The organism is Buttiauxella sp. S19-1 (genome assembly GCF_022134725.1).
In the GTDB taxonomy this organism is placed as follows: Bacteria; Pseudomonadota; Gammaproteobacteria; order Enterobacterales; family Enterobacteriaceae; genus Buttiauxella; species Buttiauxella ferragutiae.
In genome coordinates this window covers 1-25521 of the sequence record NZ_JAHWLU010000038.1, presented here as the reverse complement: position 1 = coordinate 25521, position 25521 = coordinate 1, and the positions used below count along the sequence as shown (strand labels likewise).

At 51.8% G+C, this 25521-nt stretch carries 18 protein-coding genes and 1 riboswitch; of the genes, 13 read left to right on the top strand and 5 right to left on the bottom strand.

Annotation, left to right across the window (positions count from 1 at the left end):
- Positions 1–61: 61 nt before the first annotated feature.
- From metB to katG, 4 genes are all read left to right on the top strand, one after another.
- Positions 62–1222: a cystathionine gamma-synthase gene (gene metB / locus MES37_RS10805; RefSeq protein ID WP_237931361.1), complete on the top strand. Its 1161-nt coding sequence runs from the start codon at positions 62–64 to the stop codon at positions 1220–1222.
- A gap of 2 nt (positions 1223–1224) precedes the next feature.
- Positions 1225–3657, top strand: a complete 2433-nt coding sequence (locus tag MES37_RS10800) for a bifunctional aspartate kinase/homoserine dehydrogenase II (protein WP_237931359.1) — start codon at positions 1225–1227, stop codon at positions 3655–3657.
- Between the two features lie 227 nt (positions 3658–3884).
- Positions 3885–4775, top strand: coding sequence for a methylenetetrahydrofolate reductase (gene metF, locus MES37_RS10795; protein ID WP_064541676.1), 891 nt, complete (start codon positions 3885–3887; stop codon positions 4773–4775).
- A gap of 250 nt (positions 4776–5025) precedes the next feature.
- Positions 5026–7206, top strand: coding sequence for a catalase/peroxidase HPI (gene katG / locus MES37_RS10790; protein WP_064541673.1), 2181 nt, complete (start codon positions 5026–5028; stop codon positions 7204–7206).
- A 53-nt stretch (positions 7207–7259) separates the two neighbouring features.
- Here the strand turns inward: katG and gldA are convergent, their stop codons facing one another.
- The 3 genes from gldA to argE all read right to left on the bottom strand — a co-directional run bounded on the left by gldA (position 7260) and on the right by argE (position 12630).
- The gene (gene gldA / locus MES37_RS10785; protein ID WP_237931357.1) at positions 7260–8363 is read right to left on the bottom strand and encodes a bifunctional L-1,2-propanediol dehydrogenase/glycerol dehydrogenase; all 1104 of its coding nucleotides are present in this window, start codon (positions 8361–8363) and stop codon (positions 7260–7262) included.
- A 225-nt stretch (positions 8364–8588) separates the two neighbouring features.
- Positions 8589–11240, bottom strand: coding sequence for a phosphoenolpyruvate carboxylase (gene ppc, locus MES37_RS10775; RefSeq protein WP_064541666.1), 2652 nt, complete (start codon positions 11238–11240; stop codon positions 8589–8591).
- A gap of 238 nt (positions 11241–11478) precedes the next feature.
- Positions 11479–12630 (bottom strand): acetylornithine deacetylase, encoded by a 1152-nt coding sequence (gene argE / locus MES37_RS10770; RefSeq protein ID WP_237931348.1) that lies wholly within the window; start codon positions 12628–12630, stop codon positions 11479–11481.
- Positions 12631–12813: 183 nt separating this feature from the next.
- Here argE and argC point away from each other — a divergent pair, with 183 nt between their 5' ends.
- From argC to oxyR, 5 genes are all read left to right on the top strand, one after another.
- The gene (gene argC, locus MES37_RS10765; protein ID WP_121814597.1) at positions 12814–13818 is read left to right on the top strand and encodes an N-acetyl-gamma-glutamyl-phosphate reductase; all 1005 of its coding nucleotides are present in this window, start codon (positions 12814–12816) and stop codon (positions 13816–13818) included.
- Between the two features lie 12 nt (positions 13819–13830).
- A complete protein-coding gene (gene argB, locus MES37_RS10760; protein ID WP_121814596.1) occupies positions 13831–14607 on the top strand; it encodes an acetylglutamate kinase in 777 nt (258 codons plus the stop codon).
- Positions 14608–14625: 18 nt separating this feature from the next.
- Entirely contained in the window at positions 14626–15843 is a 1218-nt protein-coding gene (locus tag MES37_RS10755; protein WP_064541654.1) for an argininosuccinate synthase, read from the top strand.
- Between the two features lie 157 nt (positions 15844–16000).
- Entirely contained in the window at positions 16001–17374 is a 1374-nt protein-coding gene (gene argH / locus MES37_RS10750; RefSeq protein ID WP_237931345.1) for an argininosuccinate lyase, read from the top strand.
- Between the two features lie 267 nt (positions 17375–17641).
- Positions 17642–18568 carry a DNA-binding transcriptional regulator OxyR gene (oxyR, locus tag MES37_RS10745; RefSeq protein WP_064541648.1) on the top strand — a complete coding sequence of 309 codons (927 nt, stop codon included), beginning with the start codon at positions 17642–17644 and terminating at the stop codon, positions 18566–18568.
- On the opposite strand, the gene sthA is transcribed toward oxyR, so the two are convergent.
- On the bottom strand, positions 18542–19942 hold the full coding sequence (sthA, locus tag MES37_RS10740; RefSeq protein WP_064541645.1) for a Si-specific NAD(P)(+) transhydrogenase: 1401 nt from the start codon (positions 19940–19942) through the stop codon (positions 18542–18544). The two genes, oxyR and sthA, sit on opposite strands and share 27 nt — an antisense overlap.
- Before the next feature lie 193 nt (positions 19943–20135).
- Here sthA and fabR point away from each other — a divergent pair, with 193 nt between their 5' ends.
- Together fabR and MES37_RS10730 are read left to right on the top strand one after the other, a co-directional pair.
- Positions 20136–20780 (top strand): HTH-type transcriptional repressor FabR, encoded by a 645-nt coding sequence (gene fabR, locus MES37_RS10735; protein WP_074388501.1) that lies wholly within the window; start codon positions 20136–20138, stop codon positions 20778–20780.
- Positions 20781–20794: 14 nt separating this feature from the next.
- On the top strand, positions 20795–21151 hold the full coding sequence (locus MES37_RS10730) for a YijD family membrane protein (RefSeq protein WP_064541639.1): 357 nt from the start codon (positions 20795–20797) through the stop codon (positions 21149–21151).
- A gap of 44 nt (positions 21152–21195) precedes the next feature.
- Here the strand turns inward: MES37_RS10730 and trmA are convergent, their stop codons facing one another.
- Positions 21196–22296 (bottom strand): tRNA (uridine(54)-C5)-methyltransferase TrmA, encoded by a 1101-nt coding sequence (trmA, locus tag MES37_RS10725; RefSeq protein WP_064541636.1) that lies wholly within the window; start codon positions 22294–22296, stop codon positions 21196–21198.
- Positions 22297–22405: 109 nt separating this feature from the next.
- Positions 22406–22596: riboswitch (cobalamin riboswitch) on the top strand.
- Between the two features lie 69 nt (positions 22597–22665).
- On the opposite strand from trmA, the gene btuB reads away from it, so the two are divergent.
- Both btuB and murI read left to right on the top strand, forming a co-directional pair.
- Positions 22666–24537, top strand: a complete 1872-nt coding sequence (gene btuB, locus MES37_RS10720) for a TonB-dependent vitamin B12 receptor BtuB (protein WP_083963239.1) — start codon at positions 22666–22668, stop codon at positions 24535–24537.
- Entirely contained in the window at positions 24482–25348 is an 867-nt protein-coding gene (gene murI / locus MES37_RS10715; RefSeq protein WP_237931340.1) for a glutamate racemase, read from the top strand. Before btuB ends, murI begins: the two co-directional genes overlap by 56 nt.
- The last annotated feature ends 173 nt before the right edge of the window (positions 25349–25521 follow it).

Below are 25521 nucleotides of genomic sequence, written 5' to 3'. Positions count from 1 at the left end.
TAACTCAGCAGTGTTTACTCTGGTCTCTGACTTTTATTCGACCAGCAAGGATTCGAGAGCCATGACGCGTAAACAGGCAACTATCGCAGTACGTAGCGGTTTGAACGATGACGAGCAATACGGCTGCGTTGTACCCCCTATCCATCTTTCCAGTACTTATAATTTCACCGGATTTAATGAACCGCGCGCGCATGATTACTCGCGCCGTGGCAATCCTACGCGTGATGTCGTACAGCGTGCGCTGGCCGAACTGGAAGGTGGTGCGGGCGCAGTGCTGACAAATACCGGCATGTCAGCAATCCATCTGGTCACGACCGTTTACCTGAAACCAGGCGACCTGCTGGTGGCTCCGCATGACTGCTACGGTGGCAGCTACCGCCTGTTTGATAGTCTGGCAAAACGCGGCGCCTATCGCGTTTTGTTTGTTGATCAAGGTGATGAAGCTGCATTAAATGCAGCACTGGCCGAAAAACCGAAGCTGGTGCTGGTCGAAAGCCCAAGTAATCCCTTGTTACGCGTGGTAGATATTGCGAAAATCTGCGCCGCAGCGCGTGAAGTTGGGGCAATCAGCGTGGTGGATAACACCTTCCTTAGCCCGGCTCTGCAAAATCCGCTGGCCCTGGGTGCAGATTTGGTTCTGCATTCTTGTACTAAATACCTGAACGGTCACTCAGATGTGGTCGCAGGTGTTGTGATTGCGAAAGACGCTGAAACCGTGACTGAGCTTGCCTGGTGGGCAAACAACATTGGTGTCACCGGCAGCGCTTTCGATAGTTACCTGCTGCTGCGCGGCCTGCGTACACTCTCACCTCGTATGGAAGTGGCACAACGCAACGCCCAGGCGATTGTTGATTTCCTGCAAACGCAACCGCTGGTGAAAAAGCTTTATCATCCATCGCTGCCTGAAAACCAGGGCCATGAAATTGCGGCTCGTCAGCAAAAAGGTTTTGGCGCGATGCTGAGTTTTGAATTTAACGGTGACGAGCAAACGCTGCGTCGTTTCCTGAGTAGCCTGACTCTCTTCACGTTAGCGGAATCGCTGGGTGGAGTAGAAAGTTTGATTTCACACGCGGCGACGATGACCCATGCGGGCATGGCTCCAGAAGCGCGTGCGGCAGCGGGGATTTCAGAAACCTTGTTGCGTATTTCTACTGGCATTGAAGATAGCGAAGATTTAATTGCTGACCTGGAAAATGCCTTCCGGGTTGCAGCCGAGGGGTAAGCATGAGTGTTTCAGCACCAACAGGGGCGTCGGGTCGTCAACTGCATAAATTTGGCGGCAGTAGTCTGGCCGATGTGAAGTGTTACCTGCGCGTTGCAGGGATCATGGCCGAGTATTCTAAGCCTGGCGACATGATGGTGGTTTCTGCCGCCGGTAGCACAACTAACCAGTTGATTAACTGGCTAAAATTGAGCCAAAGCGATCGTCTTTCTGCTCATCAGGTTCAGCAGGCGCTACGTCGTTACCAAAGTGACCTGATTAGCGGCCTGGTGGCAGCGGATGTTGCTGATACTCTGATTGGTCAGTTTATTCACGATCTTGAGCGTCTGGCGGGTTTGCTTGACGGCAAAATGACTGACGCGGTGTATGCCGAAGTCGTGGGTCATGGTGAAATTTGGTCTGCACGCCTGATGTCTGCGGTGTTGAATCAATTAGGTCATCCAGCGGCCTGGCTTGATGCGCGTGAATTTATGCGCGCTGAACGTTCGGCGCAACCTCAAGTAAATGAAGGTTTATCCTGGCCTTTGCTGCAAGAACTTATGGCGCAACATCCGCATAAGCGCCTCGTCGTTACCGGCTTTATTTGCCGTAATGATGCGGGTGAAACCGTGCTGCTTGGCCGTAATGGTTCTGACTATTCCGCCACTCAAATTGGTGCATTGGCTGGGGTTTCCCGCGTGACCATCTGGAGTGACGTTGCCGGGGTTTACAGCGCTGACCCACGTAAAGTGAAAGATGCGTGCTTGCTGCCACTTTTGCGCCTGGATGAAGCGAGTGAGCTGGCTCGCCTGGCCGCTCCTGTCCTGCACGCCCGTACCTTGCAGCCTGTTTCTGGTAGCGATATCGACCTGCAATTACGTTGCAGCTATTCACCAGAACAAGGTTCAACACGTATCGAGCGTGTGCTGGCTTCCGGTACTGGCGCACGTATCGTCACCAGCCACGATGATGTCTGCCTGATTGAACTGCAGGTTTCCCCGCAGCAAGATTTTAAGCTGGCACACAAAGAGCTGGATACGTTGTTAAAACGTGCCCAGATTCGCCCGCTGTCGGTTGGCGTTCATCCCGATCGTAACCTGCTGCAACTTTGCTATACCTCAGAAGTTGCCGGCAGCGTGTTAGAAACGCTCACGAAAGCTAACCTGCCGGGCGAATTACGTCTGCGTGAAGGCCTGGCGCTGGTGGCGATGGTGGGCGCAGGCGTATGTCGTAACCCGCTGCATAGCCACCGCTTCTGGCAGCAGTTGAAAGACCAGCCTGTTGAGTTTATCTGGCAGTCTGAAGACGGAATTAGTTTGGTTGCGGTACTGCGTGTTGGCCCAACTGAAAATCTCATCAAGGGTCTGCATAAGTCCCTGTTCCGCGCTGAAAAACGTGTTGGTCTGGTGCTTTTCGGTAAAGGGAATATTGGTTCTCGCTGGCTGGAATTGTTCGCCCGCGAGCAAGAAACTATTTCTGCTCGTACCGGTTTTGAATTCGTTCTGGCGGGTGTTGTAGATAGCCGCCGCAGTTTGCTGAATTACGAAGGGCTGGATGCCAGCCGCGCGCTCGCTTTCTTTAACGACGAAGCGGTAGAGCAGGATGAAGAATCCCTGTTCCAGTGGATGCGTTCGCATCCGTATGACGACTTGGTGGTTCTGGATGTGACGGCGAGTGAGCAATTGGCCGATCAGTATCTTGATTTCGCCAGCCACGGTTTCCACGTGATCAGCGCCAATAAACTGGCCGGTGCCAGCAACAGCCAGAAGTACCGTGAAATTCGCAATGCCTTTACCAAGACAGGCCGCCACTGGTTGTATAACGCCACCGTGGGTGCAGGTTTGCCGGTCAACCATACCGTTCGTGACCTGCGTGAAAGCGGCGACTCAATTCTTGCCATCAGCGGTATTTTCTCCGGTACGCTCTCCTGGCTGTTCCTGCAATTCGATGGCACGGTGCCGTTTACCGATTTGGTGGACCAGGCCTGGCAGCAAGGGTTGACTGAACCAGACCCGCGCGTTGATCTTTCCGGTAAAGACGTGATGCGCAAGCTGGTGATTCTTGCCCGTGAAGCAGGTTATGACATCGAGCCAGATCAGGTGCGCGTTGAATCGCTGGTAACAAACGGTAGTGAAACTGGTTCAATTGACCATTTCTTTGAAAATGGCGATGAGCTGAACGAACAGATGGTTCAGCGTTTTGAAGCGGCTCAGGAAATGGGTCTGGTGTTACGTTACGTGGCGCGTTTCGATGCCAATGGTAAAGCGCGTGTCGGCGTGGAGGCGGTGCGCCCTGAGCACCCGTTGGCTTCGCTGCTGCCGTGCGATAACGTCTTCGCCATCGAAAGCCGCTGGTATCGCGATAACCCGCTGGTGATTCGTGGGCCTGGCGCTGGTCGGGATGTGACGGCTGGCGCTATTCAGTCGGATCTCAACCGTTTGGCGCAGTTGCTGTAAACGGTGCAGTGACAGAAATACCGAGGCCAGCTTTAGCTGGCCTTTTTTCATCCTCCCCCTCGAACATGAATAAATTTCAACTTGAGTGAGAAATCCTCATTTCTTGTGTTGAATTTTCTGTTGACGACGTCACGCTTTTCCTTCATCTTGCTATCTGGACGTCTAAACGTCTGGATAGCAACAAAACACAACATCACATAATAAAATGCGATTAATGAGGTAAGGGTATGAGCTTTTTTCACGCCAACCAGCGGGAAGCACTGAATCAGAGTCTGGCCGAAGTCGCCGGGCAAATTAACGTTTCCTTTGAATTTTTCCCGCCGCGCACCAGTGAAATGGAACAAACCCTGTGGAGCTCAATTGATCGACTCAGCAGCCTGAAGCCAAAATTTGTCTCCGTGACTTACGGCGCAAACTCGGGCGAACGTGACCGCACGCATAGCATCATCAAAGGCATTAAAGACCGCACCGGTCTGGAAGCGGCACCGCACCTGACTTGTATTGATGCAACGCGCGATGAACTGCGTGCTATCGCGCAGGATTACTGGAATAACGGTATCCGTCATATCGTGGCTCTGCGCGGTGATTTACCGCCAGGCGGCGGCAAACCGGATATGTACGCTTCTGACCTGGTGACGTTACTTAAAGATGTCGGTGACTTTGATATTTCTGTCGCCGCTTACCCGGAAGTTCATCCTGAAGCGAAAAGTGCGCAGGCTGATCTTATCAACCTGAAGCGCAAGATTGATGCCGGTGCAAACCGCGCTATTACTCAGTTCTTCTTCGATGTAGAAAGTTATCTGCGCTTCCGCGACCGCTGCGCCGCTGCGGGTATCGACGTTGAAATCGTGCCGGGTATTCTGCCGGTCAGTAACTACAAGCAGGCACACAAATTTGCCACCATGACCAATGTGCGCGTTCCGCACTGGATGGCGCAAATGTTTGAAGGCCTGGATGACGACGCGGAAACTCGCAAAATGGTCGGTGCTAATATTGCGATGGATATGGTGAAAATTCTCAGCCGTGAAGGCGTGAAAGACTTCCACTTCTATACGCTAAACCGCGCAGAGATGAGTTACGCAATTTGCCACACGCTGGGTGTTCGCCCGACTATCTGATTGAAGAAAATGGCCCGCAAGGGCCATGACTTTCTCCGCAGTAAACTCACATCCATTCTCCTGATTTCCTTCGAACTTTTAATTCTTAATTTTGAAAGTTTATGGGGTTGTCGACGTTTTGTTAAAAAAACTTTTGCTACCTTGCCTCTGGTCAGAAGGTAATAACTATCAAATCTGTAGTTTTTTTCATCTATAACTTATCTGCAGAGATGTATATCCTGGTACTACAACAGTGAAAGGGAGCAGGAAGATGAGCACGAACGAAAACGATCATAATACGTTGTCAGCAGGAAAGTGCCCGTTTCATCAGGGCAGTCAGGATGTAAGCGCAGGAGCGGGTACAAGCACTCGTGACTGGTGGCCAAAGCAACTCCGTGTTGACCTCCTCAATCAGCACTCTAACCGTTCAAACCCCCTGGGCGAAGATTTTGACTACCGGAAAGAATTCAGCAAACTTGATTATTCTGCTCTGAAAGGCGACCTCAAAGCCCTGTTAACCGATTCTCAGCCATGGTGGCCTGCTGATTGGGGCAGCTATGCCGGGCTGTTCATTCGTATGGCCTGGCATGGTGCTGGCACCTATCGTTCAGTCGATGGTCGTGGTGGCGCAGGCCGTGGTCAGCAGCGTTTTGCTCCTCTTAATTCCTGGCCGGATAACGTTAGCCTTGATAAAGCCCGTCGCCTGCTGTGGCCTATTAAACAGAAATATGGTCAGAAAATATCCTGGGCCGATCTTTATGTGTTAGCGGGGAACGTGGCGCTGGAAAACTCCGGTTTCCGTACCTTCGGTTTTGGCGCTGGGCGTGAAGACGTTTGGGAGCCAGACCTTGATGTGAACTGGGGTAATGAAAAAGCCTGGCTTGAGCATCGTGATCCTGAAGCGCTCGCCAAACGCCCATTGGCCGCGACCGAAATGGGGCTGATTTATGTTAACCCGGAAGGGCCAAATGCCAGTGGTGAACCGCTCTCCGCGGCCGCTGCCATTCGTGCGACTTTTGGCAATATGGGGATGAACGACGAAGAGACTGTCGCGCTTATCGCGGGTGGTCATACGCTGGGTAAAACCCACGGTGCGGCGGAAGCAACCCATGTAGGAGTCGATCCGGAAGCCGCGCCAATTGAAGCGCAGGGTTTAGGCTGGACGAGCAGCCACGGCTCAGGTGCAGGTGCTGATGCGATTACTTCTGGCCTGGAAGTCGTCTGGTCACAAACGCCAACGCAGTGGAGTAACTACTTCTTCGAGAACCTGTTCAAATTTGAATGGGTACAGACGCGCAGCCCGGCTGGTGCCATTCAGTTTGAAGCTGTAAATGCGCCAGAAATCATTCCTGATCCTTTTGACCCCTCGAAAAAACGTAAGCCAACAATGTTGGTTACCGACCTGACGCTGCGTTTTGACCCAGAATTCGAGAAAATTTCACGTCGTTTCCTTAATGATCCTCAGGCATTCAATGAAGCCTTTGCCCGCGCATGGTTCAAGCTGACTCACCGCGATATGGGGCCAGTAGCGCGTTATATCGGCCCGGAAGTGCCAAGAGAAGAACTGATTTGGCAGGATCCGTTGCCGAAAGCGACATTCAGCCCAACACCAGCAGATATCGACCACCTGAAAGCAGAAATTGCCCGTTCCGGTTTGTCAGTGAGTGAACTGGTGTCTGTCGCCTGGGCATCGGCCTCTACTTTCCGTGGCGGCGATAAACGTGGCGGTGCTAATGGTGCGCGCCTGGCACTGGCACCTCAGCGTAGCTGGGATGTGAATGCGACGGCAGCGCGTGCTCTGCCAGCGCTGGAAGCGATTCAGAAAGCCTCTGGTAAAGTATCTTTGGCCGATATCATTGTACTGGCCGGTGTGGTGGGTGTTGAGCAGGCAGCGGAAGCGGCTGGCATCAGCGTACGTGTTCCGTTTATTCCGGGGCGTGTGGACGCCAGCCAGGATCAGACCGATATCGAGATGTTCAACCTGCTTGAGCCAGCGGCAGACGGGTTCCGTAACTACCGTGCTCGCGTGGATGCGGCGACAACAGAATCCCTGCTGATTGATAAAGCACAGCAACTGACGCTGACCGCACCAGAACTCACCGTGCTGGTAGGTGGTTTGCGTGCGCTGGGTGCGAATTTTGATGGCGGTAAACAAGGTGTATTCACCGATCGTCTTGGCGTGCTCAGTAACGATTTCTTTGTCAACCTGCTGGATATGCGCACCGAATGGAAAGCGACCGATGACTCTTCTGAGTTGTTTGAAGGCCGCGATCGTCAGTCGGGTGAGGTGAAACATCTGGCGACTCGTGCAGACCTGGTCTTTGGTTCCAATGCGGTTCTGCGTGCGCTGGCGGAAGTGTATGCCAGTGGCGATGCTAAAGAGAAGTTTGTGAAAGACTTTGTTGCAGCCTGGGTGAAAGTGATGAATCTGGATCGCTTTGACCTGAAATAATCTGCTATCTGACATGAAAATCCCCGCGTAAGTGCGGGGATTTTTTATGGGTATTATTCCCAGGCTTCTAACTGGCGCTGACCGTACTGGTCAGCAACTAACAGCGCGGCAATGGCTTGATCAACTGTTACACCGCCAGGCATATTGTGGATAGTTTCGCCTTCCGCACAGGCAGTTCTCGCAACAATGCGCATTTTTTCTGCAACTTCAGTTTTGATATCCAGCTGTGCCAGCGTGAGCGGTAAACCCACCGAGTGACACAGTGCGGCAACGGTTTCGAACTCTTCTTGCGAGGCGTTTTCCAGCACTAACTGGGTCAGCGTACCGAAAGCCACTTTTTCGCCATGATAGAAATGATGCGCATCTGGAATTGCGGTCAAACCGTTATGAATTGCATGAGCCGCCGCGAGGCCGCCGCTTTCAAAACCGACGCCGCTCAAATAGGTGTTGGCTTCGATGACGCGTTCCAGTGCTGGCGTAACAACATGCTGCTCTGCTGCAAGCATCGCTTTTTCACCCTCTTCGAGCAGTGTGTTGTAGCACAATTCTGCCAGAGCAAGCGCGGCCTGGGTGCAACGGCCACCCGCCATGGTTGTCGCTCCGCTGCGGGAACAGGCGCGGGCTTCAAACCAGGTCGCCAGAGCATCACCAATCCCTGCAGCCAGTAAACGAGCGGGTGCACCGGCGACGATTTTAGTGTCGACAATAACCATTTCGGGGTTGTTGGGGAGCAGCAGATAACGGTCGAATTCGCCGGTATCGGTATAAATAACGGAAAGGGCGCTACATGGAGCGTCTGTGGAGGCAATGGTCGGAGCTATCGCGACCGGAACATCTATAAAGTGCGCCAGTGCTTTTGCGGTATCGAGCGTTTTTCCGCCACCGATACCCAGTATTGCACAGCACTGCATTTTTTCTGCCACGGCGCGTAAACGATTTATTTCATTTTGCGAACATTCACCGCCAAATGGCGCGACCTCTAGCGCTAATCCGGCATCCTTCATGCTTTTGCTTAATGCTTCCTGCGCAAAACCTAATACAAATTTATCACCCACGACCAGCCAACGTTCGGCCAGTGGGCTCAGATATTCTCCTAGTCTTGTAATGACATCGGCACCCTGGATGTATTTACTCGGTGATTGAATGATGCGATCCATACTTTATTTCCCTTATAAGTGGATAGGGTCAAGTCCGTGAGTCGAGTCTTGCCCGAACTTCACTACTACTGACTCTACCGTAGGGGGGTTGAGTATTTGTTGAGCTACATCTAACGGCAGGGTGATCGTTTCGCAGACTGGCAGTTAATATCGTGGGTGGCACCGCATAGGGGTAAAAACAAAAACCCCGCTTGCGCGGGGTTTGAAAACTGCCTGATTTCGGGCTTAACCCGTGTTACGCATACCTGCCGCAACACCGGCAATGGTCACCATCAGCGCCTGTTCTACCTGCGCATTTGGTTCCTCACCTTTCTCTTCCAGTTGACGAGAACGGTGCAGCAATTCAGCCTGCAATACGTTCAACGGATCGGTGTAGATGTTACGTAACTGGATAGATTCGGCGATCCACGGCAAGTCGGCCATCAGATGGGAATCGTTGGCGATATCCAGCACCACTTTGATATCCGCTTCCAGTTGGTCGCGTAGCTGTTTACCTAGCTTCCACAGTTCCGGTTTCACCAGACGTTGGTCGTAGTATTCCGCCAACCACAAGTCAGCTTTGGCAAAGACCATTTCCAGCATCCCAAGGCGTGTCGAGAAGAATGGCCAGTCGCGGCACATCGTTTCCAGCACATCTTGTTTGCCATCTTCGACAACTTTTTGTAACGCGGCACCCGCGCCCAACCAGGCTGGAAGCATCAGACGGTTCTGCGTCCAGGCGAAAATCCACGGAATGGCTCGCAGAGACTCAACGCCACCGTTAGGTTTACGTTTCGCAGGGCGTGAACCCAGCGGCAGTTTACCTAGTTCCAGCTCTGGTGTTGCTGAACGGAAATACGGCACGAAGTCTTCGTTTTCGCGGATATACCCACGATACATATCACAGGAGGTCGCAGACAGATCCTCCATGATATGTTTCCACTCTTTCTTCGGCTCTGGCGGCGGCAGCAGGTTAGCTTCAAGAATCGCACTGGTGTAGAGCGACAGGCTGCTGATAGTGATTTCCGGCAGACCGTATTTGAAGCGAATCATCTCGCCTTGTTCAGTCACGCGCAGGCCGCCTTTCAGGCTGCCCGGAGGTTGAGAAAGCAGAGCTGCATGCGCTGGCGCACCGCCACGACCAATAGAACCGCCGCGTCCGTGGAACAGCGTCAGGGTAATTCCGGCTTTCTCGCAGGTTTTGATCAGCGCATCTTGTGCCTGATACTGCGCCCAGGATGCCGCCATCACGCCTGCGTCTTTTGCCGAGTCAGAATAGCCAATCATGACCATCTGTTTGCCCTGAATAAAGCCGCGATACCAGTCGATATTCAGCAACTGAGTCATTACGTCGTCGGCGTTGTTCAGGTCGTCGAGGGTTTCGAACAGTGGAGCCACAGGCAGCGCGAAAGTGCAGCCCGCTTCTTTGAGTAACAGGTGAACCGCCAGCACGTCCGACGGCGTTTTTGCCATCGAAATCACGTAAGCCGCGATTGAACCACGTGGAGCTTCGGCAATGACTTTGCAGGTATCCAGCACTTCGCGAGTTTCTTCGCTCGGTTCCCACTGGCGCGGCAAAAGTGGACGCTTAGAGTTCAATTCACGGATCAAGAAGGCTTGTTTGTCCGCCTCGGACCAGCTTTCGTAATCACCAATGCCCAGGTAGCGAGTCATCTCGCCCAGCGCTTCGGTATGGCGAGTACTTTCCTGGCGGACATCAATGCGCACCAACGGAACGCCGAAGCATTTCACGCGGCGCAAGGTGTCGAGTAACTGACCGTTAGCGATAATGCCCATACCGCAAGCTTGTAGCGACTGGTAACACGCGTAGAGCGGATCCCAAAGCTGTTCGTTTTGCGTCAGTAAACCTTCTGGTTTTGGCAGATGCTGGCCTTTCAGGCGTGCTTCCAGCCAGGCTTGAGTCACCATTAATTGCTGACGAATACCTTTCATGATGCAACGGTACGGCTCTTGTGCGGCGTCCGGGCCTGCAAGTTCGCTCAGTTCAGGCGTGCATTCCACCATCGAAAGCTCAGAAATCAGCACCTGAATATCGCGCAGGAACAGGTCGGTGGCTTTCCAGCGGCTGAGCAACAGCACGTGGCGGGTAATATCGGCGGTCACGTTCGGGTTGCCGTCGCGGTCGCCGCCCATCCAGGAGGTGAATCGTACCGGGACGAAATCGACCGGCAGTTTGTAATTCAGATTGTCTTCGAGTTGCTCGTTCAGTTCGCGCAGGTAGTTAGGAACCCCTTCCCACAGGCTGTTTTCAACTACCGCAAAACCCCATTTCGCTTCATCTACAGGGGACGGGCGGTATTTACGGATTTCATCGGTGTGCCAGGCCTGTGCCACCAGTTGGCGCAGACGGCGCATAATCTGGTTACGTTCGTAATCGGCAATGTCGCTATGGTCGAGTTGTTTCAGGCAGCTGTTTACTTCAACCAACTTGTGAATCAGGGTGCGGCGGGTGATTTCGGTTGGGTGTGCGGTCAGAACTAATTCTAATGACAGCGATTCAACAGCATCACGAACGGCATCTTCGCTAATATCCGGCTGATTTTTTAATTTTTGGAGTGTCTTAGCGATAACTTCGGGATTGCTGGCGGCTTCGCCATTAGCGGAAATACTGTGATATTGCTCGGCGGTGTTGGCCAGGTTCAGGAACTGGCTGAATGCACGGGCTACAGGGAGTAGTTCGTCATTAGACAGGTTCTGTAACGTGGTGAGCAACTCTTGACGGTTCGCTTCATTGCCCGCTCGTGACGATTTCGACAACTTACGGATTGTTTCTACCCGGTCAAGGATGTTTTCACCTAATGCATCTTTGATGGTATCCCCGAGCAACTTGCCGAGCATACTGACATTACTTCGCAAAGCGGAATATTGTTCGTTCATTGTAGTCCCACACACCCCATCTTTTTATGTAACTTAATTTCACCCGTGAAGGTTCAACACCGTCTTTATAAAGCCACGTAAGTTATCATTCGTCAATTGCTACGAAATCGTTTCAGCAAACGAATAAATGGCGCTAATTCATGAAATTTAATTACTAACTTCGTGGATAAGCGTTTCTTATGAGGATCCGCTAAAAAGCAGCTGAAAAAGGGGGCAAAACCCCCTGAATCGCTATTTTTCAATGCCAGCAAAAATGATGCACAACCTGTGTAATGAGTTTGCGAGTTGGCTCGATAAACCGTGTTTCGAGGTATTCGTCCGGCTGGTGTGCCTGGTTTATAGAACCTGGTCCCAGAACCAGCGTCGGGCAAATGGTCTGAATAAATGGTGCTTCGGTGCAGTAGTTCACCACTTCTGTTTGCGCGCCTAATAACTTTTCGACCACTTGTACTAGCTGGTGGTCTTTGGCGCACTCATAGCCCGGAATCGGCGGGTGAAGTTCAGAAACCGTCAGGCGGCCTGGCCATTTCTGGCTTACCGGTTCCAGCGCTTCGTTAAGCAAACCGTTAAGATCATTTAACGTAAGGCCCGGAAGCGGGCGAATATCCATATGCAGTTCACAACAGGCACAAATACGGTTGGCGGCATCGCCACCGCTGATATGGCCGAGGTTTAGCGTTGGATACGGCACGGTGAAGGCATCGTGGTGATAACGCTCTTTCAGCGTGTTTTTCAGCGACATGATGTGGCCGATTGCGTCGTGCATCAGTTCGATAGCGTTCACGCCACGAGCGGGATCGCTGGAGTGACCGGACTGGCCTAGAATGCGAATCGCGTTAGAGATATGGCCTTTGTGGGCGCGCACTGGCTGCAACGAAGTCGGCTCACCAATAATGGCGCAGTCCGGGCGTATGCTGGTGTTTTCAGAGAAATAGCGTGCGCCCGCCATAGTCGTTTCTTCATCGGCGGTTGCCAGAATATAGAGCGGCTTTTTAAGCGTCGTCACATCCACATCGCGCAGCGCATCGAGAATAAAGGCGAAGAAACCTTTCATATCGGCAGTGCCGAGGCCGTACAGTTTATTTTCATGTTCGGTCAGCGTGAACGGATCGCGTGTCCAGCGGCCATCGTCGAACGGAACGGTATCCGTGTGACCCGCCAGCAACAACCCACCGGCACCGGTACCGGTGCTCGCCAGCATATTGAATTTATTACGTGTACCTGGTACGGGTTGTATTTCGACATTAAAGCCAAGATCGCGGAACCAGTCCGCCAGCAAATTGATTAAAGACTGATTGCTCTGATCCAATGCACTGTCGGTAGCGCTGATGGAAGGGGTGGCGATCAATGCGCGGTAAATCTCGATAAAAGGAGGTAATTTCATCTTCACTGTTGACAGGCCTTAGCTCAGGTTGGTATACATAATCATGCAGTAATATTGAATAAAAATACATTATTACCTGCCGCGATGGAACCCCTGGTTCCGGTGGATTGAACCACGTCGTTGTACGTTGGGTGATGGCTTTCAGCTGACACCTTTAGCAGACACAACCTAAGAAGGTGTACAGCCGAGATGTTGAATACGCTGATTGTTGGTGCCAGCGGTTATGCAGGCGCAGAGCTTGTGACCTATTTGAATCGCCATCCTCATATGAACATAACCGCTTTGACGGTTTCAGCGCAAAGTAATGACGCAGGAAAATTGATATCTGATTTGCATCCGCAATTAAAAGGTATCGTGGACATGCCGTTACTGCCAATGTCGGATATCAGCGAATTTACCGATGGTGTGGATGTTGTTTTTCTTGCCACAGCCCATGAAGTCAGCCATGACCTGGCACCGCAGTTTCTTGCGAAAGGCTGCGTTGTCATTGACTTGTCCGGTGCATTCCGCGTCAACGATGCTAAGTTTTATCAACTCTATTACGGCTTTACGCATCAGCACCCTGAATTGCTTGAGCAGGCGGTTTATGGCCTAGCGGAATGGCAGAGCGACAGAATAAAAGAAACCAGTTTAATTTCTGTGCCTGGCTGCTATCCAACGGCCTCCCAACTGGCGTTAAAACCTCTGATTGAAGCGGGTTTGCTGGATTTAAACCAGTGGCCGGTGATTAACGCAACCAGCGGTGTGAGCGGTGCAGGGCGCAAAGCGGCGATCTCTAACAGTTTCTGCGAAGTGAGCCTGCAACCGTATGGCATTTTTAATCATCGCCATCATCCAGAAATTGTCACGCATCTCGGGACTCCAGTGATTTTCACTCCACACTTGGGCAATTTCCCGCGCGGGATTCTGGCGACCATTACTTGCCGCCTGAAAGCCGGGGTGACCCAGCAGCAAGTCGCCGAGGTGTTTAATCAGGCTTATCAAGATAAACCGTTAGTGCGCCTGTATGACAAAGGCGTGCCAGCACTGAAAAACGTGGTTGGCCTGCCGTTCTGCGATATTGGTTTCGCAGTGCAGGGCGAGCATCTGATTGTCGTCGCGACCGAAGATAACCTTCTGAAAGGCGCGTCGGCCCAGGCTGTGCAGTGCCTGAATATTCGTTTTGGCTTTGCCGAAACGCAGTCTCTTATTTAATCGGCTGGGTGAATGATGAATCCATTAATTATCAAATTAGGCGGCGTACTGCTGGATAGCGAAGAAGCGCTGGAGCGCTTGTTTACCGCGCTGGTGAACTATCGTCAGTCCCATCAACGTCCGCTGGTGATTGTTCACGGTGGTGGCTGTGTGGTTGATGAGCTGATGAAAAAGCTCTCCTTACCGGTGACCAAGAAAAACGGCCTGCGTGTTACGCCTGCTGACCAGATTGACATTATTACCGGTGCGCTGGCGGGTACGGCGAACAAAACGTTGTTGGCGTGGGCCAAAAAACATGACATCAATGGTGTCGGTCTTTGCCTCGGCGATGGCGACAGCGTCACGGTGACCAAACTCGATGAAGCATTGGGCCATGTCGGCCTTGCAAAGCCAGGTTCAGCTAAGCTGATTACCACGCTGCTGGATTCCGGTTTCCTGCCGATTGTTAGCTCTATTGGCGTTACCGCTGAAGGCGAGCTGATGAACGTCAATGCCGATCAGGCCGCTACGGCACTGGCTGCCACGCTCGGCGCGGATCTCATTCTGCTGTCAGACGTCAGCGGTATTCTGGATGGCAAAGGTCAACGTATTGCGGAAATGACGGCGGCAAAAGCCGAGCAGTTGATCGCTCAAGGCATTATTACCGACGGCATGATTGTTAAGGTTAACGCGGCGCTGGATGCAGCACGTACGCTGGGTCGCCCGGTGGATATTGCGTCATGGCGTCACGCGGAGCAGTTACCTTCTTTATTTAACGGCGTGGCCATTGGCACCCGTATTCTGGCTTAGTTTTGAAAGGATAAGACAATGCAAAATCACGGCATCAAAAAAATCGTTCTCGCTTATTCTGGCGGCCTTGATACTTCAGCCATCATTCCATGGCTGAAAGAAAACTACGGCGGCTGTGAAGTGGTCGCTTGTGTGGTGGATATCGGCCAGGATCGTGAAGACCTGAAAGGTGTTGAGCAAAAAGCACTGCGCTCTGGCGCAACTGAGTGTTATGTCGTTGATGCGCGTGAAGAATTCATCAGCGATTACGTCTATCCAGTATTGCAGACTGGCGCACTGTACGAAGGCAGCTACCTGCTGGGTACGTCTATGGCGCGTCCGCTGATTGCGAAAGCACTGGTTGATGTCGCCACTAAAGTGGGCGCCGATGCGCTGTGCCACGGTGCGACCGGCAAAGGTAACGACCAGGTCCGTTTCGAATCCACCTGGGCTGCACTGGCTCCACATCTGAAAGTGGTTGCACCATGGCGTGAGTGGGATTTGCGTTCCCGTGAAGCGTTGCTGGATTACCTGAAAGAGCGTGATATTCCGACCACCGCGTCACTTGAGAAAATCTACAGCCGTGATGAAAACGCATGGCACATCTCCACTGAAGGCGGCGTGCTGGAAAGCCCATGGAATGCACCAAACAAAGATTGCTGGGTGTGGACTGTTGACCCTAAAGAAGCGCCAGACCAGGCAGAGCAAGTGACGGTTACTGTTAAGCAAGGCAAAGTGGTTGCGGTTAACGGCGAAACCATGACGCCTTATCAGTGCCTGGAAACGCTGAATAAGATTGGCTCTAAACACGGCATTGGCCGTATCGATATCGTAGAAAACCGTCTGGTGGGGATTAAATCCCGTGGCTGCTACGAAACCCCAGGAGGCACCATTATGATGGCGGCACTGCGTGGTGTTGAGCAGTTGGTTCTGGATCGCGATAGCTTCAAATGGCGTGAGCAACTGGGCTTGGAAATGTCTTACGTGGTTTACGATGGCCGTTGGTTCGCGCCGTTGCGTAAATCTTTGCAGGCATCTGCTGAATCGCTGGCAGCAGAAGTGAACGGCGAAGTGGTGCTGGAGCTGTATAAAGGCCAGGTTACCGCGACGCAGAAAAAATCTCCTGACAGCCTGTACAGCGAAGAGTTCGCGACCTTTGGTGAAGACGAAGTGTATGACCATAGCCATGCGGGCGGCTTTATCCGTCTGTTCTCGTTGTCGTCACGTATTCGTGCACTGAACGAACTGAAGAAGTAATCAATAGCCTCCCTCTCCTGGGGGAGAGGGCCGGGGTGAGGGCGTCTGTAGTCAAAATTTCCCCTCACCCTAACCCTCTCCCTTAGGAGAGGGGATCAGAATGGTTTAACTCTTCTCATTCAGAGAAGGGAACAAAAGAATTTAATGGAGCATCAATATGGCACTTTGGGGTGGACGTTTTACTCAGGCAGCAGATCAGCGGTTCAAATCGTTCAATGACTCATTACGTTTTGACTACCGACTGGCTGAGCAAGACATTGTCGGTTCTGTCGCCTGGTCCAAAGCGCTGGTTACCGTTGGTGTTCTGACCGTTGCTGAACAACAGGAGCTTGAGCAAGCGCTTAATTTCCTGCTTGAAGAAGTTCAGGCGAATCCGCAAGCCATTCTTGAGAGCGATGCGGAAGATATTCATAGCTGGGTGGAAGGGAAGCTCATCGATAAAGTTGGTGCGTTGGGCAAGAAACTCCACACGGGCCGTAGCCGTAATGACCAGGTCGCCACCGACCTTAAACTGTGGTGCAAAATGCAAATCAGCGAATTGCTGGGGGCGACTCGCCAATTGCAACAGGCGCTGATTCAAACCGCTGAAAACAATCAAGATGCCGTGATGCCGGGTTACACGCACTTGCAACGTGCGCAACCAGTGACGTTTGCGCACTGGTGTCTGGCTTATGTTGAAATGCTGGCGCGTGACGAAAGCCGTTTACAGAGCACGCTCGAACGCCTGGACGTTAGCCCTTTGGGTAGCGGCGCACTGGCAGGCACGGCTTATGAAATCGACCGTGATCAACTGGCGGGCTGGTTAGGTTTTGCCTCGGCCACCCGTAACAGCCTCGATAGCGTGTCCGATCGTGACCACGTCCTGGAACTGCTTTCTGACGCGTCTATCGGCATGGTTCACTTATCGCGTTTTGCTGAAGACCTGATTTTCTTCAACACGGGTGAAGCGGGCTTTGTTGAGTTATCTGACCGCGTGACATCAGGTTCTTCCCTGATGCCGCAGAAGAAAAACCCAGATGCGCTGGAGCTTATTCGTGGCAAATGTGGCCGTGTGCAGGGCGCGCTGACTGGCATGATGATGACCCTGAAAGGTCTGCCGCTGGCGTACAACAAAGACATGCAGGAAGACAAAGAGGGCTTGTTCGACGCGCTTGATACCTGGCTCGATTGCCTGCATATGTCCGTGTTGGTTCTGGATGGCATTCAGGTGAAGCGCCCGCGTTGTAAAGAAGCTGCCGAGCAGGGTTATGCCAACGCAACTGAACTGGCTGATTACCTGGTCGCGAAAGGGGTTCCTTTCCGTGAAGCGCACCACATTGTGGGTGAGGCCGTAGTGGAAGCGATTCGTCAGGGCAAGGCGCTGGAAGCTTTGTCGCTCGCCGATTTGCAAAAATTCAGTGCGACGATTGGTGACGATGTTTACCCGATTCTGTCTTTGCAATCTTGCCTGGATAAACGTTCAGCCAAAGGCGGCGTGTCTCCGAAACAGGTAGCACAGGCGATTGTCGACGCGAAACAGCGTCTGGTTTAACGTTATCTGCAAGATAAGAAGAGCCTGGCCTTGTGCCGGGCTTGTTTGTTTATAAGGGATAAAAAAAGAGCGGACATAATGTCCGCTAAATGATTCACGTTGGCTTCAGTAGGTCATTCGGAGAACTGAGTTCTCACAACACATTCCAGAGTCGTAGATGGTTTGTGCTGTTGATGGCTATTATTGAACATCAATGGTTGATAGGGATAATCGTTCGTTGCTATGATTTCTATCGCCATGGTCTATCATGGCGCCGGAGGATAGAGAATGAATATTCGTGATCTTGAATACCTGGTGGCGTTATCTGAACATCGTCACTTTCGCCGGGCAGCGGATGCCTGCCACGTCAGTCAGCCAACGCTGAGCGGCCAGATTCGTAAACTTGAAGATGAGCTCGGCGTAATGTTGCTTGAGCGCACTAGCCGAAAAGTATTGTTCACTCAGGCAGGTTTACTGCTGGTGGATCAGGCGCGTACTGTGCTGCGCGAAGTTAAAGTCCTGAAAGAGATGGCGAGCCAACAAGGCGAAGCGATGTCCGGGCCGCTACACATTGGTTTGATCCCAACCGTTGGGCCTTATCTGCTGCCGCAGATTATCCCGATGCTGCATAAAACTTTCCCCAAACTAGAAATGTATCTTCACGAAGCGCAAACCCATCAACTGCTTGCGCAGCTTGATAGCGGCAAGCTTGATTGTGCGATTCTGGCTTTGGTGAAAGAGAGCGAAGCGTTTATTGAAGTACCGTTATTCGACGAGCCGATGATGCTGGCGATTTATCAGGATCACCCATGGGCCGAGCGCGATCGCGTCCCGTTGTCTGATTTAGCGGGTGAAAAGCTGCTGATGCTGGAAGACGGGCATTGCCTGCGCGATCAGGCGCTGGGTTTCTGTTTTGAAGCGGGTGCAGACGAAGATACGCATTTCCGTGCAACTAGCCTTGAAACGCTGCGTAACATGGTTGCGGCAGGCAGTGGAATTACATTATTACCTGCGCTGGCCGTGCCGAATGAGCGTTGCCGTGATGGTGTCGTCTATCTGCCATGTTATAAACCAGAACCGCGCCGGACTATCGGCCTGGTTTATCGTCCGGGTTCTCCGCTGCGTGGTCGCTATGAGCAACTCGCAGAGGCCATCCGTACACACATGGATGGCCATTTTGAGCCAGCGTTAAAACAAGCGGTTCAAGCCGTTTAGTGCCGCAACCCGATAGGCTTCCGCCATAGTCGGGTAGTTGAAGGTGGTGTTAACAAAGTACTCAATCGTGTTGCCGCCACCTTTCTGCTCCATAATCGCCTGGCCGATGTGAATAATTTCAGCCGCGCGCTCACCGAAGCAGTGAATACCTAAAATCTCTTTTGTCTCGCGATGGAAGAGAATTTTTAGCGTACCCACGTTCATGCCAACAATTTGTGCACGAGCCAGGTGCTTGAACTGAGCCCGTCCTACTTCGTACGGCACTTTCATCGAGGTCAATTGCTGTTCGGTTTTGCCGACGGAGCTGATTTCCGGAATGGTATAAATACCGGTCGGAATATCTTCAATCAGATGAGCAGTCGCTTCGCCTTTGACCATCGCTTGCGCGGCAATTCGCCCCTGATCGTAGGCCGCAGATGCCAGGCTTGGATAACCAATCACATCGCCAACGGCATAAATATGCGGCTGTGCAGTCTGGTACATGCTGTTGACCTTCAACAGACCACGGCCATCCGCTTCCAGCCCGACATTTTCCAGTGACAATGAATCGGTATTACCGGTGCGTCCGTTGGCATAAAGCAGGCAGTCAGCTTTCACTTTTTTGCCTGATTTCAACGAGACAATCACACCATCTTCCACACCTTCGATTTTCTCGAACTCTTCGTTGTGGCGAATAACGACACCGCTATTCCAGAAGTGATAAGAGAGCGAATCGGACATCTCTTGATCGAGAAACGCCAGCAGGCGATCGCGGGTGTTAATCAAATCAACCTTAACGTTCATGCCACGGAAAATCGACGCATACTCGCAACCAATTACCCCAGCACCATAAATAATGACGTGGCGTGGTTCGTGGTGCAGGTTAAGAATGGAATCGCTGTCGTACACGCGTGGGTGGCTGAAATCGACTTCTGGTGGACGATAAGGGCGTGAACCACAGGCGATAATAAATTTATCGGCGGTGATCATTTCTACCGAGCCATCGTGGCATTCCAGCGAGATGGTGTGTTCATCTACAAAACGTGCATCGCCCTGCAGCATCTCGCAACGGTTGCGTTCATAGAAGCTTTGGCGCATGCGAGTTTGTTGGTTAATAACGCTGTCAGCGTGATTAAGAATGTCGGCGAAGGAAGAACGGAGAAGATGGGTGTGGTCGCTGTATAAAGGGTTTTGATTAAATTCGATAATGCGGCTGACGGCGTGGCGGAGGGCTTTCGAGGGGATGGTTCCCCAGTGGGTACAACCGCCACCCACATTATGGTAGCGCTCGACGACAGCTACCCTTGCTCCAAGTTTCACCAGCCCCATTGCAGCGCCTTCGCCGCCAGGACCGGAACCAATTACTATTGCGTCATAATCGTAGGTGTGTGACATGGTAAGGCTTACCTGTTCTTATACATAAAAGCAACACGATGGTAACATCAACGCCGGGATAACCCAATTGTCGTTGTGCTTTTTACTGCGTAACGCGAGGATGGTCGCGTAAACAATCATTCACAATCCTGTATAAAAGCAGTTAAGTTATTCTCTGGTATAGTGCGGGCTCGATTTAAGGGATTCAGGCAACATGATGGGTGTAAGAGCGCAACAAAAAGAAAAAACCAGGCGTTCTCTGGTAGAAGCCGCGTTTAGCCAGTTAAGTGCTGAACGAAGTTTTGCCAGCCTGAGTTTGCGCGAGGTCGCCCGTGAGGCTGGTATTGCGCCAACATCGTTTTATCGCCATTTCCGTGACGTTGATGAGCTTGGGCTGACAATGGTCGACGAGAGTGGACTGATGCTGCGCCAGTTAATGCGCCAGGCCCGCCAAAGAATTGCCAAAGGAGGAAGCGTAATTCGTACCTCCGTCTCAACATTTATGGAATTTATCGGTAATAATCCCAACGCGTTCCGTTTGCTTTTACGTGAGCGTTCTGGAACGTCAGCCGCATTTCGTGCCGCCGTCGCGCGTGAAATTCAGCACTTTATTGCGGAACTTGCTGATTATCTGGAACTCGAAAATCGTATGTCGCGCAGCTTTACTGAAGCGCAGGCAGAAGCGATGGTGACGATTGTTTTTAGTGCTGGTGCCGAAGCGTTAGACGTCGATGCCGATCAGCGTCGTCAGCTTGAAGAGCGTCTGGTACTTCAGTTGCGCATGATTTCCAAAGGTGCGTATTACTGGTATCGCCGGGAGCAAGAAAAAATGGCATTGGCTCAAATATCTGAAGAGTGAATGAAGGAAGGGCAATGAAACAGTTACAAGATAGAGGTACGCTCGGGTTAGCGTTTATTGCAGGCCTTGCGATCAACGGAACGTTTGCCGCAGTGTTCAGCTCGGTTGTGCCGTTTTCCATTTTTCCAATTATCGCGCTGGTGCTGACGGTGTACTGTTTGCATCAACGCTACCAAAACCGCACGATGCCGGTGGGTTTGCCAAGTATCGCAGCGGCTTGTTTCGTGTTGGGCGTGTTGCTGTATAGCGCAGTTGTACGCGCTGAATATCCAGCTATTGGTTCCAACTTCTTGCCAGCGGTACTTTCGGTCGCATTGTTGTTCTGGATTGGTATTAAAATCCGCGCTCGTAAATCCCAGGTGACGGAATAGCAGCCTGCTCTAAAACAAAAACGGACGCCGAGGCGTCCGTTTTGCTATTTGCGTGTTAGCCACACACCGCATTCCATATGGTGCGTGTACGGGAATTGGTCAAATAGCGCCAGCCGTGACACGTTATGGGTTTCGCTTAATGTTTCCAGGTTCTCGCAAAGGGTTTGCGGGTTGCAGGAGATATAAAGGATGCGCGGATACGCCTGCACCATTTTCACGGTGTCAGCATCCAGACCACTGCGTGGTGGATCGACGAAAATGGTTTCGCACTGGTAGCTTTTCAGGTCGATACCTTTCAGGCGGTTAAACTCGCGCACGCCATTCATCGCCTGGGTAAAATCTTCCGCGGCCATACGAATGATTTGCACGTTTTCAATTTCATTCGCTTCAATATTGTATTGCGCGGCAGCAACAGACGGCTTGGCGATTTCAGTTGCCAGCACGCGATTAAAGTTGCGAGCCAGTGCCAGCGAGAAGTTACCGTTACCGCAATACAGTTCCAGCAGGTCGCCTTTTGAACCGTGCGTGGCATCCAGCGCCCATTCCAGCATATGAACATTCATCGCCGCGTTGGGTTGCGTGAAACTGTTTTCCACCTGGCGATAAATCATCTCTTTACCGGCAACAGTCAAACGCTCATCGATGAAATCCTGATCCAGCTCGATTTTGGTTTTGGTCGCACGGCCAATTAAATGAACATTGAAACCCTGAGCCCGCAGATTGTCGCGCAGTGCTTCAGCGTGTTGCTGCCACTCTTCACCCAATTTCCGGTGGTAAAGCATCGAGACAACCGCCTGGTTGCTCATCGTCGTCAGATAATCAATCTGGAAGAGTTTGTGGCGCAGGGCGGGAATATCACGCACGCCGTCGAGCATCGCAGGCATCAATGCATTGATCAGCGAACTAGCTGCCGGGAAGCTGTTGACCCGAATACGTTGTTTGGTCTGGCTTTCAAACATGATGTGGTACAGGTCGTCTTCATCATGCCAGATACGAAATTCAGCACGCATCCGATAGTGGCTGGTTGGCGAACGGAACACCTCCGGCGCTGGTGCTGCAAAAGGGGCCATCATGCTTTGCAAGCGGGCGACTTTTTCGGCCAGTTGCGCGTCGTACTGTTCAATTGGGAGATGTTCGGGAGTCATGAGCTGCTACCTGTTAATAAAGTCAAACTACGCGGCGATTGTAGGGAATAGGTTGATGATGTCCAGTGCTGTTGCATTTTGATGTGTCTGGACAATCTTATTAACAAAATCGTAGCATAGCGCTTCCGGCCTTTTTACATGAGTTAAAAGGGAACCCAGTGCAACTCTGGGGCTGACGCGCAGCGGTAAGGAACGGTGGGATGAGCGCCAAGTGCAGACACTGCTAAACAAAGCGGGAAGTCATCATCCAGTAGTCACACACCTCCAAGCCCGAAGACCTGCCGGTATACGTCGCAATCTGCATAACTATCGCGTGCTATCGGTTATGTCTGCGGCATCCTTATTGGAAAGCGGATGCTTATTAAAATGATGGTAAAAAAACTTTCGCTGCTTACGGCTCTGTCCGTAACGGCTTTTTCAGGCTGGGCGCAAGACAGCAATTCTGACGATACTCTGGTGGTAACGGCCAACCGTTTTCAGCAACCCGTCAATACCGTTCTGGCGCCAACTGATATTGTGACCCGGGAAGAGATCGACCAATGGCAGGCAAAATCGATGAACGATGTCATGCGTCGTTTACCTGGCGTCGATATTGCTCAGTATGGTGGTCTTGGGCAGAGTTCTTCAATGTCTGTCCGTGGCACCAGCGCCAGCCATGTATTGGTGCTGGTGGATGGTATTCCGCTTGCCCGCCCTGGCATTTCCAATTCCTCTGATGTCAGCCAAATCCCGATTTCTTTAGTGCAGCGCGTGGAATACATTCGTGGCCCACGTTCCGCGGTTTACGGTTCTGGCGCGATTGGCGGCGTGGTTAACATCATCACGCAGAGCGATGAAGAAAAGTCGCAAATCAATGCGGGTGTGGGTTCGGATAGCTATCAGCAATATGACGGTACCTGGCGCCAGCGTTTTGGCGATACGGTAGCGACAGTGTCTGGCTCATACGAAACCACTAAGGGTTTTAACGTTCAGCCGCATTCTACTTATAGCGGTGATAACGATAGAGATGGTTACCGTAGCAAAAGCTATTGGGCTGGCCTGGAGCATAAGTTTAGCGAGGAGTTTGACGGCTTCTTCCGTACTTATGGCTATTCCAACAACAGCGATTACGATTTAGGTGCGCCTCCTTATACTCCGGCGTATAGCGCAGACGAGCATCAACTCTATAACCAGAACTACGATGCGGGCCTGCGTTTCCATTCTGGGATCTACTCTTCGCAGCTGTTAGCGAGCTATCAAAAAGTGAAGGACTATAACTATAGCAGCGTGTATGGCCGCTATAACGACGGTACGACGCTCGACTATATGACCCAACGCAACGTCCAGTGGGGTAACAACTTTGTTGTCGGGAATGGCTCGATCAGCGCAGGTATTGATTGGCAGCAACAGCGTCTGACTTCTTCTGACACAGTCATGTCTGACAGTTATAACCGTGATAACACGGGCGTCTACTTGAGTGGTCAGCAGCAGTTTGGCGATGTGACCCTGGAAGCTTCAGGTCGTGAAGACCACGACGAGCAATTCGGTTGGCACGGTACATGGCAAACCGCGGCTGGATGGGAATTCGTTGAAGGGTATCGTGCGACAGTTTCTTATGGCACGGGCTTCCTTGCACCTTCCCTCGGGCAACAATATGGCTCCACGCGCTTTGGTATCGACTCCAATCCAAATCTGAAACCAGAAGAATCCAAACAATGGGAAGCTGGGCTTGAAGGATTAACCGGTCCTGTGGACTGGCGTTTGTCTGCTTATCACTACACGATTGAAAATCTGATTACCTACTACTCCGACCCGGTCACTTATGACGGGTCTTATGACAACATCAAATCTGCGACTATCAAAGGACTGGAATGGGTCGGTAGCGTGGATACTGGCATCTTTACTCATAAGCTAACGTTGCAGTATATGGATCCGCGTGATGACCAGAGTGATGAAGTGCTGGCTCGCCGCGCTAAGCGCCAGGCTAAGTACCAGCTCGACTGGGTGATGTTTAACGTGAATATGGATGTAGCGTGGCAGTATTACGGCAAACGCTACGACAACAACACCTCTGCTTATAACCCGACTCAGCAAATTTTGCCGAGTTATAGCACAGTTGATGTAGCGGCTTCATATCCGGTCACCTCACATCTCACTGTTCGTGGTAGAATCGCCAACCTGTTCGATAAAGATTACGAGACGGTTTATGGCTATCAAACCCCAGGACGGGAATACTATCTCTCTGGCAGCTATACCTTCTAATACACGTCCCACCGTACTGGTTTTTGACTCCGGTGTCGGTGGGCTTTCTGTGTATGATGAAGTCCGGCAGCTTTTGCCTGACCTGCACTACATTTATGCTTTCGACAACGTAGCATTCCCCTACGGCGAGAAAAGCGAAGAGTTCATTGTTGAACGCGTAGTCGAAATTGTTACTGCGGTTCAGGAACGCTACCCACTCGCACTCGCCATCATCGCCTGTAATACGGCAAGTACCGTCTCACTTCCCGCTCTGCGTGAGAAATTCGCATTCCCTGTGGTGGGCGTCGTTCCTGCTATTAAGCCGGCAGCGCGTTTGACGACTAACGGCGTTGTAGGTTTGCTGGCGACTCGCGGCACTGTTCGCCGCCCCTATACTCACGAACTGGTCGCACGCTTTGCGTCGGAATGCAAAATCGAAATGCTCGGTTCGGCAGAGCTGGTGGAATTAGCGGAAGCCAAGCTGCATGGTCAGCCTGTAGATCTTGAGGAACTACGCAAGATTCTTCGTCCATGGCTGCGAATGAAGGAGCCGCCAGATACCGTGGTATTAGGTTGCACCCATTTCCCTCTATTAGAAGAAGAGTTGCTACAAGTCTTACCCGAAGGCACAAGGCTGATAGATTCCGGTGCTGCGATTGCTCGCCGTACTGTATGGCTTTTAGAGCATGAATCTCCGCATGCAGTATCTTCTGATGAGAATATTGCATTCTGTATGGGGCTGACTCCTGAGATTGCACAATTAACACCCGTTTTGCAGCGTTATGGCTTCCCAAGACTAGAAAAACTGGCTGTTCGTAGCAGTTTTGAATAAAAAATCGACGGTTGAAATAAAAATTGAAAATAGGGGTTGTCAGCCTCCAGAAAATCCCTATACTGCGCCTCCACTGACACGGCACAACGGCTTACAAACCGGCCCGTCAGCCAGATGAAAAGCGAAAATAAACGCTTGACTCTGAAAGAGGAAAGCGTAATATACGCCACCTC